Annotated in this window: 11 protein-coding genes; all 11 read left to right on the plus strand. The window is 72.7% G+C overall.

The window, feature by feature from the left end:
- Positions 1-6 precede the first annotated feature (6 nt).
- Positions 7-1,200: a methionine adenosyltransferase gene (gene metK, locus ABIC47_RS16655; protein ID WP_018191195.1), complete on the plus strand. Its 1,194-nt coding sequence runs from the start codon at positions 7-9 to the stop codon at positions 1,198-1,200.
- Positions 1,201-1,202: 2 nt separating this feature from the next.
- The gene (locus ABIC47_RS16660) at positions 1,203-3,281 is read left to right on the plus strand and encodes a primosomal protein N' family DNA-binding protein (protein ID WP_354482123.1); all 2,079 of its coding nucleotides are present in this window, start codon (positions 1,203-1,205) and stop codon (positions 3,279-3,281) included.
- Between the two features lie 90 nt (positions 3,282-3,371).
- The gene (fmt, locus tag ABIC47_RS16665) at positions 3,372-4,310 is read left to right on the plus strand and encodes a methionyl-tRNA formyltransferase (RefSeq protein ID WP_354482125.1); all 939 of its coding nucleotides are present in this window, start codon (positions 3,372-3,374) and stop codon (positions 4,308-4,310) included.
- Positions 4,307-5,737: an RsmB/NOP family class I SAM-dependent RNA methyltransferase gene (locus ABIC47_RS16670; RefSeq protein ID WP_354482128.1), complete on the plus strand. Its 1,431-nt coding sequence runs from the start codon at positions 4,307-4,309 to the stop codon at positions 5,735-5,737. Before fmt ends, ABIC47_RS16670 begins: the two co-directional genes overlap by 4 nt.
- A gap of 9 nt (positions 5,738-5,746) precedes the next feature.
- A complete protein-coding gene (gene rpe / locus ABIC47_RS16675; protein ID WP_354482131.1) occupies positions 5,747-6,439 on the plus strand; it encodes a ribulose-phosphate 3-epimerase in 693 nt (230 codons plus the stop codon).
- A 103-nt stretch (positions 6,440-6,542) separates the two neighbouring features.
- Positions 6,543-6,806 carry a phosphoribosyl-ATP diphosphatase gene (locus tag ABIC47_RS16680; protein ID WP_018191190.1) on the plus strand — a complete coding sequence of 88 codons (264 nt, stop codon included), beginning with the start codon at positions 6,543-6,545 and terminating at the stop codon, positions 6,804-6,806.
- A 66-nt stretch (positions 6,807-6,872) separates the two neighbouring features.
- Positions 6,873-7,712, plus strand: a complete 840-nt coding sequence (hisG, locus tag ABIC47_RS16685; RefSeq protein WP_020077501.1) for an ATP phosphoribosyltransferase — start codon at positions 6,873-6,875, stop codon at positions 7,710-7,712.
- A complete protein-coding gene (gene hisF, locus ABIC47_RS16690; protein WP_018191188.1) occupies positions 7,712-8,476 on the plus strand; it encodes an imidazole glycerol phosphate synthase subunit HisF in 765 nt (254 codons plus the stop codon). The genes hisG and hisF overlap by 1 nt, the downstream gene beginning before the upstream one ends.
- Positions 8,473-8,856 carry a phosphoribosyl-AMP cyclohydrolase gene (gene hisI, locus ABIC47_RS16695; RefSeq protein ID WP_018191187.1) on the plus strand — a complete coding sequence of 128 codons (384 nt, stop codon included), beginning with the start codon at positions 8,473-8,475 and terminating at the stop codon, positions 8,854-8,856. The genes hisF and hisI overlap by 4 nt, the downstream gene beginning before the upstream one ends.
- A complete protein-coding gene (locus ABIC47_RS16700; protein WP_354482135.1) occupies positions 8,853-10,385 on the plus strand; it encodes an anthranilate synthase component I in 1,533 nt (510 codons plus the stop codon). The genes hisI and ABIC47_RS16700 overlap by 4 nt, the downstream gene beginning before the upstream one ends.
- Positions 10,382-11,113: a Trp biosynthesis-associated membrane protein gene (locus tag ABIC47_RS16705; protein WP_354482137.1), complete on the plus strand. Its 732-nt coding sequence runs from the start codon at positions 10,382-10,384 to the stop codon at positions 11,111-11,113. Before ABIC47_RS16700 ends, ABIC47_RS16705 begins: the two co-directional genes overlap by 4 nt.
- Positions 11,114-11,265 lie beyond the last annotated feature (152 nt).

Raw genomic sequence — 11,265 nt, forward strand, 5'->3', positions numbered from 1 at the left:
AGAACAATGGCAGATCTGCGTCTCTTCACGTCCGAGTCCGTCACCGAAGGGCACCCGGACAAGATCTGCGACCAGATCTCCGACAGCATCCTGGATGCGCTGCTCACCGTCGACCCCCACAGCCGCGCCGCCGTGGAGACCCTCGTCACCACCGGTCTCGTGCACGTCGCCGGCGAGGTGACCTCGAACGGCTACGTCGAGATCCCGGCCCTGGTGCGCAACAAGCTGGTCGAGATCGGCTACGACTCGTCCGACGTCAGCTTCGACGGCACCCAGTGCGGGGTGTCCGTGTCGATCGGCGCGCAGTCGCCCGACATCGCGCAGGGCGTCGACAACGCCCTCGAGACGCGCGCGGAGCAGAGCCACGACGACCTCGACCGTCAGGGCGCGGGCGACCAGGGCATCATGTTCGGCTACGCCACCACCGAGACCCCGCAGTACATGCCGCTGCCGATCTGGCTCGCGCACCGCCTCGCGGAGCGTCTCGCGTCCGTCCGCAAGGACGGGACGCTCGACTACCTCCGGCCCGACGGCAAGACCCAGGTGACCATCGGCTACGAGGGCGCCGTGCCGAAGTCGGTGCAGACGGTCGTGCTGTCGACGCAGCACGCTCCCCAGGTCTCCAACGAGCAGCTGCAGGCGGAGGTGATCGAGGAGGTCATCAACCCGGTGATGCACGCTGCGGGGCTCGAGACCTCGCACATCCGCACCCTCATCAACCCGACCGGACGCTTCGAGATCGGCGGCCCCAAGGGCGACGCGGGCCTCACCGGCCGCAAGATCATCGTCGACACCTACGGCGGCGCCTCCCGTCACGGCGGTGGCGCGTTCTCGGGCAAGGACCCGTCGAAGGTCGACCGCTCGGCGGCGTACGCCATGCGCTGGGTGGCGAAGAACGCCGTCGCCGCCGGCCTCGCCGACCGGCTCGAGGTGCAGATCGCGTACGCGATCGGCAAGGCGGCGCCCGTCGGGCTGTACGTCGAGACGTTCGGAACCGCGAAGGTTCCGGAGGAGCGCATCATCGGCGCGATCCGCGACGTCTTCGATCTGCGGCCGGCCGCGATCATCCGCGACCTCGACCTGCTCCGCCCGATCTACGCGCGCACGGCCACCTACGGGCACTTCGGCCGCGAGCTCCCCGAGTTCACCTGGGAGCGGCTCGACCGCGTCGACGACCTGCGCTCGGCCGCGGGGATCTAGCGGTGGCGGCGGCCGGACGGGTCGCCCGGGTGGTCCTCGACTCGCCGCTCCCGCAGCTCGACCACCTCTTCGACTACAGCATCCCCGAGGAGCTCTCCGCCGAGGCGCAGCCGGGCGTGCGCGTGCGCGTCCCCTTGCGGTCGGCCGGCCGCGTCGCCGATGGCTACCTGGTCGAGGTCGGCGAGCCGGACGACGGGTACGACGGGACGTTGAGCCCGCTGGAGGCCGTCGTCTCGCCCGCACAGGTGCTCACGCCGGGCGTGTGGCGGCTGGCGCGACGCCTCGCGGATCGGAGCGCCGGTACGGCGAGCGACATCCTGCGGCTGGCCGTCCCCGGCCGGATGGTGCGCGTCGAGAAGGCGTGGCTCTCGGCGCGATCCGCCGCTGCCGCCGACAGTTCCGGAGTTTTTCGGCCCGACACGCCATCGGAGGGCCGAAAAACTCAGGAGCTGTCGGGGGCGGCCGTGGCGGTGCGCGGGTACGGAGAGCGGGTGCTGGAGGATGCGGTCGCGCGCGACGAGCGGATCGCGCTCCGCGCCATCCCGCGCCTCGTGCCGCTGCCGGACGGCACCTGGGTCGGCGAGTGGGCGGTCACCCTGGCGGCGCTGGCCGCCGACTGCTGGCGCGGCGGCCGCACCGCGATCGTCGCCGTTCCCGATCACCGCGACCTGGAGCAGCTGGCCGCAGCACTCGCGGTCACTGCTCCCGCGCACGCGGTCGTGCGCGCCGACGCCGGGCAGGCGAACCCGGACCGGTACCGCGGCTTCCTGGAGGCGCTCTCCGGCCCGCGCATCGTCATCGGCAACCGCTCGGTCGTCTACGCCCCCGCCGAGCGGCTCGGCCTGATCGCGGTCTGGGAGGACAGCGACCCTCTGCACGCCGAGCCGCTGAGCCCGTACGTGCACACGCGGGATGCGGCCCTCGTCCGGCAGGAGCTCGAGGGCTGCGGGCTGGTGCTGAGCGGCAACATCCGCAGCGTGGAGGCACAGCGCCTGGTGGAGCTCGGCTGGCTGCGCGACATCGCACCGGAGCGCATCCAGAGCCCGAAGGTGGTGCTCACCGCCAATCAGCAGGCGCCCGAGCCGATGGCCCGCGCCGCGCGCATCCCGTCGACGGCCTGGCGCGCCGCCCGTGAGGCGCTCAACGGCGAGAGCGGACGGCCGCGCGGCCCGGTGCTCGTGCAGGTCGGGCGCCCCGGCTACGCTCCGGTGATCGCGTGCGCGAACTGCGGGCAGGCGGCGCGGTGCATGAACTGCAAGGGCGCGCTGCACCAGACGCGGGCGGGCTCGCCGCCGTCGTGCACCGTCTGCGGCCGGCTCGCGACCGACTGGCAGTGCGAGCACTGCGAGCACCGGCGGTTCCGGCTGGTCACCGTCGGCTCGGGCCGCACCGCGGAGGAGCTGGGGCGCGCGTTCCCCGGCACGCGGGTCATCCTCGCCGACGGCGATCATCCCGTGCAGCGCGTCGGGTCGGCGCCCGCGCTCGTCGTCGCGACCCGCGGCGCCGAGCCGATCGCCGAGGGCGGGTACCAGGCGGTGCTGCTGCTGGACGGCGAGCGGATGCTGGCGCGCGAGAGCCTGCACGTCGCCGAGGACTGTCTGCGCTGGTGGCAGAGTGCGGCCGGGCTCGCCGCACCCGGCGCCCCGACCGTCCTGGTCGGCGTCGGGGGACCGCTGGCGCGCGACTTCGCGACCGGGCGCCTGGTCGAGTTCGCGCACGAGGAGCTGGTGGACCGCCGCGAGCTGCGCTTCCCGCCCGCGGTGCGTCTCGCCTCGGTCACCGGGTCGGAGGCCACCGTGACCGAAGTGCTGGATGCGGTGGACCGCTCCCTCCTCATCGACGTGCTGGGGCCCGCGCCGGTGGAGGCGGAGGGTCCGTCGGCGCGCGCCGCCCGCTCCGGGCCCGACCTCGTCCGCGCCGTGCTGCGGTTCGAGTACGCGCACGGCGCGGACGTCGCGGCGTCCGTCCGTGCCGCCGTCGTGAAGAACGCGACCCGACGTCGTCGCGCGCCGGCGGGACGGCCGGGCTACCGTCCGGCGCCGACGCTCCGGGTGCGCTTCGACGATCCCGAGATCCTCTAGGAGTCGACCCCGGGCTGCCGCCGCTCGCGGCCGGTCGTGAGCTTCGCAGAGTAGGCTGGGTCGCCGTCCCGAACCGAAAGAACCTTCTCCATGCGCATCGTCTTCGCCGGAACGCCGGCCGTCGCCCTCCCATCCCTGGAGGCCGTCGCGGCCCGGCACGAGGTGGTCGCCGTCGTCACCCGCGAGGATGCGCCGCTCGGCCGCAAGCGCGTGCTGACCCCGTCGCCCGTCGCGGAGGCTGCAGAGCGTCTCGGGCTGCCGGTGATCAAGGCGAACCGCCTCGGCGACGACGTGACCGAGCGCATCACCGCCCTGCAGCCCGACCTCGGCGTGGTGGTGGCGTACGGCGGCCTGGTGCGCGAGCCGCTGCTGTCGCTTCCGCGCCTCGGCTGGGTCAACCTCCACTTCTCCCTGCTCCCGCGTTGGCGGGGCGCCGCGCCCGTGCAGCGCGCCGTGATCGCCGGGGACACCGAGACCGGCGCGGCGGTCTTCCATCTCGTGCCGGAGCTCGACGCGGGGGATGTGTACGCCGAGCTGCGACGTCCCATCGGCCCGGATGAGACGGCCGGCGAGCTGCTCTCCGCCCTGGCCGAGGAGGGCGCGGCCCTGCTGGCCGACACCGCCGACGCGCTGGCCGCGGGCACGGCCGCCGCGACGCCCCAGGAGGGTGAAGTCACGCTGGCGCCGAAGCTGACGCTCGAGGATGCGCGCCTCGACCTCACCGAACCGGCCGAGCGGGTCTCCGCGCGGCTGCGCGGCGTGACGCCGGAGCCGGGCGCGTTCGTGCTGCTGGACGGCGAGCGGTTCAAGGTGCACGAAGCGCGGACGACCGACGGCGAGGAGCCCGTGGCTCCCGGCGCGGTCGAGCTGCGCGGCAAGCGGGTGCTCGTCGGGACGGGGACCGCTCCGCTGGAGCTCGTCACCGTCCAGCCGGCCGGCAAGCGCGCGATGCCCGCCGCCGACTGGCTGCGCGGAGTCGCCTCCGCGTCCGCCTCCGCTGCCGGATCGACCGGGGTGGTGTTCGCATGAACGCGCCGCGTGACGACCGCAACCGCGACCGCCGGCCCCGTCCGCGTTCTGGTCCGCCGCAGACCCGCGTCCAGCCGGCCCGCCAGGTCGCCCTCGACGTGCTGCAGGCGGTCAGCGATTCCGACGCCTACGCCAACCTCCTCCTTCCGACACGCATCGCTCGCGCCGGGCTCTCGCCGGCGGATGCAGGCCTCGCCACCGAGCTGACCTACGGCACTCTGCGGATGCAGGGCTACTACGACCGGGTCATCGCCATCGCCGCGGGCCGTGACGTCGACCGGATCGACCCGCCCCTCCTCGACGTGCTGCGGCTGGGCGCGCACCAGCTGCTGTCGATGCGCGTCCCGTCGCATGCGGCGGTCAACGAGTCGGTCGGCCTGGCGCGCAGCGTCGGCAGCCGCTCGGGCACCGGCTTCGTGAACGGCGTGCTGCGCGAGATCGGCCGCCACACGCCCGACGAGTGGCGGGATGAGGTGGCGTCCCGGGCGAAGAACGACGACGACCGCCTGTCGGCGCTGTACTCGCATCCCGTCTGGGTGGTCCGCGCGCTGCGCCGATCGCTCGACGCCGAGGGCCGGGTGGGGGAGTTGGAGCAGCTCCTGGAGGCCGACAACACCGCGCCGCGGGTCAACCTCATCGCACTGCCCGGTCTCGTCGACAAGCCGGACGACGCCCGCGACGACCGCTTCTCGCCTCCCGGCTTCACCGTCGGCGGCGGTGACCCGTTCGGGATCGTCGAGAAGACCGAGGGTCGCATCCGCGTGCAGGACGAGGGCTCGCAGCTGGCCGCCCTCGCGCTGACCCGCGCGGAGCCGGTGCGGCCGGGGGAGCGCTGGCTCGACCTGTGCGCCGGCCCCGGCGGGAAGGCGGCTCTGCTCGCCGCCGAGGCGCTGACCGGCGGCGCGACCCTGGTCGCGAACGAGCTGGTCCCCGCCCGCGCCGAGCTGGTGCGACGCGCGCTCGCTCCGGTGCCGCTGGAGGTGCCGGTCTGGGAGCTGGACGGCACGGTCGTCGGCGCCGAGCATCCCGAAGCGTTCGACCGCATCCTGCTCGACGCCCCGTGCACCGGGCTCGGCGCGCTCCGTCGCCGGCCGGAGGCGCGCTGGCGGAAGAGCCCACGGGATGTCGCCGAGCTGACCGCGCTGCAGTCGGCGCTGCTCGACTCGGCCATCGCCGCTCTGAAGCCCGGCGGCCTGCTCGCCTACGTGACCTGCTCGCCGCACCTCGCCGAGACCCGAGGTGTCGTCGCCGACGCGCGCGAGCGCCACGGCGACCTGCTCGAACCGCAGACGACCGCCGACACCCTGCAGTCCATCGCCGTCGAACGGCTCGATCTCGCGGGCGACGGCGACACCGTCCAGCTGTGGCCGCACCGCCACCTCACCGACGGGATGTTCATCGCGCTGCTCCGCAAGCGCTCCGCCTAGGCTGGAGTCATGGCTTCGACCCCTTCCGCCGACCGGATCGACCCGCGCGTCCGCATCAATCCCAGCATCCTGGCCGCCGACTTCGTCAACATGCAGAGCGAGGTGGCGCGCATCGCGACCGCCGACCTGGTGCACGTCGACGTGATGGACAACCACTTCGTCCCGAACCTGACGTTCGGGCCGCAGATGGTGGGCCGCATCCAGGATGTGAGCCCCATCCCGCTGGATGTGCACCTGATGATCGACGACCCGGACCGCTGGGCGCCGGGGTACGCGGAGCTCGGGGCGTACTCGGTGACCTTCCACGCCGAGGCCGCGCACGATCCCGTCGCACTGGCGCGCCGCCTGCGCTCGATCGGCGCGCGGGCGGGCATCGCGGTCAAGCCGGGCACCGGTGTCGAGCCCTACCTCGACCTGCTGGAGGAGTTCGACCAGGTGCTCGTCATGACGGTCGAGCCGGGATTCGGCGGCCAGTCGTTCATGCCCGAGACCATGCCGAAGCTGAACGCGCTCCGGCAGGCCGTCGAGGCGCGGGGTCTCGACGTGTGGCTGCAGGTGGACGGCGGCATCACCGAGGAGACGATCGTCACGGCGGCCGCGGCCGGGGCGGACACGTTCGTGGCGGGCTCCAGCGTCTTCCGAGGAGAGCCGGCGGACCGCATCGCGGCCCTCCGTGCCGCCGCGCTGCCGCACCTCCACTGACCCGTACTCCGCACATTCGTGCCGAATGTGCGGAATCAGCGCGGCATACCGCACATTCGGCACGAATGTCTGACCGGCTCGGGCGGACCGGTACGCTGGAGAGGTGAAAACCTTCGACGACCTCTTCGCCGAACTCGCGCAGAAGGCGCAGGACCGCCCGGAGGGCTCCGGCACCGTCCGCGAGCTCGACGCCGGCGTGCACGCCATCGGCAAGAAGATCGTCGAGGAGGCCGCCGAGGTCTGGATGGCCGCCGAGTACGAGTCGGACGAGGCCACCGCCGAGGAGATCTCGCAGCTGCTCTACCACCTGCAGGTCCTGCTCCTCGCCAAGGGACTGACGCCGGCCGACGTGTACCGACATCTGTGATGGACCAGCCTTTTCGCCGTACCTAGGCCCATCCACTCGTCCGATCACGTCACGAAAGACCTGCGAATGCTGAAGATCGCCGTCCCCAACAAGGGCTCCCTCTCCGAGACCGCGGCACAGATGCTGCACGAGGCCGGCTATGTCGGCCGCCGCGACCCCAAGGAGCTCATCGTCACCGACGCCCGCAACGGCGTCGAGTTCTTCTATCTGCGCCCGCGTGACATCGCCACCTACGTCGGCTCCGGCGCGCTCGACGTCGGCATCACCGGCCGCGACCTGCTGCTCGACTCGGGCTCACCCGCCGCCGAGATCAGCGCCCTCGACTTCGCCGCGTCGACGTTCCGGTTCGCGGGCCCAGCCGGCGTGTTCGCCGAGCTGGCCGACCTGGAGGGCAAGCGCGTCGCGACGAGCTACCCGGGCCTCGTCGGCGCGTTCCTCGGCGAGCACGGTGTCAGCACCTCCCTGATCAAGCTCGACGGCGCGGTCGAGTCGGCCGTGCGGCTCGGCGTCGCCGACGCGGTCGCCGACGTCGTCGAGACGGGTTCCACCCTCCGCAAGCAGGGGTTGGAGATCTTCGGACCGGTCATCCTGGAGTCGGAGGCCGTGCTCATCTCGTCGCCGTCGCCGGCCGCCGGGGTGGACACGCTGGTGCGCCGGCTGCAGGGCGTCATGGTCGCCCGCCAGTACGTGCTGATCGACTACAACCTCCCCGTCGCACTGCTCGAGAAGGCGGTCGCGCTGACGCCGGGCGTCGAGTCGCCGACCGTCTCTCCGCTGGGGGAGCCGGAGTGGGTGGCCGTCCGCGTCATGATCAAGCGCGAGCAGACCAACCACATCATGGACGACCTGTACGAGCTGGGCGCCCGCGCCATCCTGGTCACCTCCATCCACGCTGCGCGGATCTGATGAGCGTCGCGGTCCGGGTGATCCCCTGTCTCGACGTGGCCGCCGGCCGCGTCGTGAAGGGCGTGAACTTCCAGAACCTGCGCGACCAGGGCGACCCGGTTGAGCTCGCCCGGCGGTACTTCGAGCAGGGCGCGGACGAGCTGACCTTCCTGGATGTGACGGCGACCGTCGACGACCGCGCCACCACGTACGACGTGGTGCGGGCGACGGCCGAGCAGGTCTTCATCCCGCTCACCGTCGGCGGCGGCGTGCGTAGCCCCGAGGATGTGGCGAAGCTCCTCGGCCACGGTGCCGACAAGGTGGGTGTCAACTCGGCCGCGATCGCGCGCCCGGAGCTGATCTCGGAGATCGCCGCCCGGTTCGGCGCGCAGGTGCTGGTGCTGTCGCTGGATGTGAAGCGCTCGGCCGCGACGCCGTCCGGTTTCGTCGTGACGACGCACGGCGGGCGCACGGAGACCGACCTCGACGCCCTGGAGTGGGCGGCGCGCGCGATCGAGCTGGGCGCGGGGGAGCTGCTGGTCAACTCCATCGACGCCGACGGCACCAAGGAGGGCTTCGACCTGGAGCTCATCCGCGAGATGCGCGCCCTGAGCAGCGTTCCCGTGATCGCCTCGGGCGGCGCGGGGGCGCTGGAGCATTTCGTTCCGGCCATCCAGGCGGGAGCCGACGCCGTGCTCGCGGCGAGCGTGTTCCACCAGGGTGAGCTGACGATCGAGCAGGTGAAGGACGAACTGGCCGCGGCCGGGATGGAGGTCCGCCGATGAACGCGACGACGACTGATGCGGTGCTGGAGCGCATCCGCTTCACCGACACCGGGCTGGTGCCGGCAATCATCCAGCAGTGGGACACCCGCGAGGTGCTGATGATGGGATGGATGGACGCGGAGGCGTTCCGCCGCACCATGAGCGAGGGCCGGGTGACGTTCTGGTCGCGCTCCCGCAAGGAGTACTGGCGGAAGGGCGACACTTCCGGGCACGTGCAGTACGTGAAGGGCGCCGCGCTCGACTGCGACGGCGACACCCTGCTGGTCACGGTCGAGCAGGTCGGCGCGGCCTGCCACACCGGCACACGCACCTGCTTCGACGCGGATGTGCTGGAGCCGGTCGTCGGCGCGAGCCCCGAGATCGAGGCGGCCGACCTGTGATCGACACCGTGGGCGGCACGACGACCCGGAGCGCCTTCGACGGACTCGTCGGCGACCACCGCGTCGTCCCGGTGATCCGCGAGCTCTTCGCCGACGGGGAGACCCCGGTCGGCATCTATCGGAAGCTCGCGGCCGGCCGGCCGGGCACCTTTCTGCTGGAGTCCGCCGAGCAGGGCGGCATCTGGTCGCGCTTCTCGTTCGTCGGCGCGTCGTCGTTCGGCGTGCTCACGCAGGAGGGCGAAGCCGTGAACTGGCTCGACTACGGCCTGCCCGCCGAGCGCGCCCTCGGCACGGCGGCCTCCCTCCGGCCGCTGGAGGCTCTCGCGGCGCTGCATGCGCGCTGGCAGACCGCCCGCATCCCGGGCCTCCCTCCGCTCACCGGCGGTCTCGTCGGGTTCATCGGCTGGGAGGCGATCCGACAGATCGAGCGCCTGCCCGACGCCCCGCCCGCCGATGTCGACGTGCCCGGCCAGGCGCTTGCGTTCGTGGCCGACCTCGTCGTCGTGGATCACCGCACCGGCACCGTGAAGCTGGTCGCCAACGCGCTGGCCGACGGCGTCGCCGACGCGGACGCGCTGTGGGCGGATGCGCAGGCACGTCTCGACCGCATGCAGCGCGAGCTCGCGCAGCCCTCCGAGGCGTGGCTGGAGGACGTCGACCTCGGCATCCCCGCCGAGCCGATCTCGCGCACGCGCCGGGAGGACTTCCTGTCGTCGGTCGTCACGGCCAAGGAGCGCATCGTCGACGGCGACATCTTCCAGGTCGTCATCTCGCAGCGGTTCGAGCTGGAGTGCACGGCCCCCGCGCTCGACGTCTACCGTGTGCTCCGCGCGCTCAACCCGAGCCCGTACATGTACCTGCTGTCGCTGGAGAAGCCGAGCGGCGAGCCGTACCAGATCGTGGGCTCGTCGCCCGAGGCGCTGGTGAAGGTGCAGGAGGGACGCGCATTCACGCATCCCATCGCCGGATCGCGTCCGCGCGGCGCGACGCCGGAGCAGGACCTCGACCTGGAGGCGTCGCTGCTCGCCGACGACAAGGAGCGCGCGGAGCACCTGATGCTCGTCGACCTCGCCCGCAACGACCTGCTCAAGGTGTGCGAGGCGGGCACCGTCGAGGTGACGGAGTTCATGCGCATCGAGCGGTTCAGCCACATCATGCACATCGTGTCGTCCGTCGAGGGCGACCTGCTGCCGGACGCCACGGCGATCGACGTGTTCCGCGCGACGTTCCCGGCCGGAACGCTCTCGGGCGCGCCGAAGCCGATGGCGCTGCGCATCATCGACGAGCTGGAGCCCATCCAGCGCGGCGTCTACGGCGGCGTGATCGGATACTTCGACTTCGCCGGGGATGCGGACCTCGCCATCGCGATCCGCACCGCCACGATCATGGACGGCGTCGCGCGGGTCCAGGCCGGCGGGGGACTGGTGGCCGACTCAGTGCCCGAGAACGAGTTCCAGGAGTCGCAGAACAAGGCGGCGGCTCCGCTGCGCGCCGTCGCCGTGGCGAACGCCATGAAGCGCGTGCTGTGAGGACCGAGAGCGTGAACGGCCGTCGCGTCAAGTACTCCACGATGCTGCTCCTCCTCGTGGGGAGCGGTCTCGCGCTGCTGGCTGCGACCCAGCCGTGGTTCACGATCACGCTGACCGACACGGCCGAGCACTCCACCACGATCAGCGTGGCGGGGTCGGTGGCCGCGCCAGCGCTGACCGCCCTGTCGCTCGCGGGGCTGGCGCTGACCGCTGCGCTGGCGATCGCCGGTCCGGTCTTCCGGATCGTGCTCGCTCTGCTCGGCCTTCTGCTCGGCGTCTCCGTGCTCATCTCGGCGATCAGCGCGGTGTCGGATGCGGTGGGCGCGTCGTCCTCCGCGATCACGACGGCGACCGGCGTGGCCGGGGACTCCTCGATCCGCCGCCTGGTGCACTCGTCCGCGATCGAGCTGTGGCCGTGGGTGGCCCTCGTGGCGGGCATCCTGGTCATCCTGGCGAGCGCGGCGGTCGTCGTCTTCTCGCGGCTCTGGCCCGGTCCGTCGCGCAAGTACCAGACCCGCTTCGCGGGGGAGGACGGGCGCCCCGCCGACGAACTCTTCGCCGACGGGGAGCCCACCGACGACGCCGAGGCCCGCGCCGCCGCCGAGGAGCCGGCCGCTGACGCGCCGGACGCCGACGCGCCCGACTCCGCGACCCCCACCACACTCGACCGCGACACGGCGATCGACAGCTGGGACGACCTCACCCGCGGCGACGACCCCACCCGCTGACCTCCCGTCCGTCCCCCTCCCGCACCCCCTCCCACCCCCGGGGGGGGGGGGGGGGGGGGGGGCGGCCCGCCCCCCCCCCCCCCCCCCCCAAAGAGAGGGGAGGGGGGCCGGGGGGGGGGGGGGCAGTGGGGGGGGGGGGGGCAGAACCCCGG

It is taken from the genome of Leifsonia sp. 563 (assembly GCF_040545055.1).
Classification (GTDB): Bacteria; Actinomycetota; Actinomycetes; order Actinomycetales; family Microbacteriaceae; genus Leifsonia.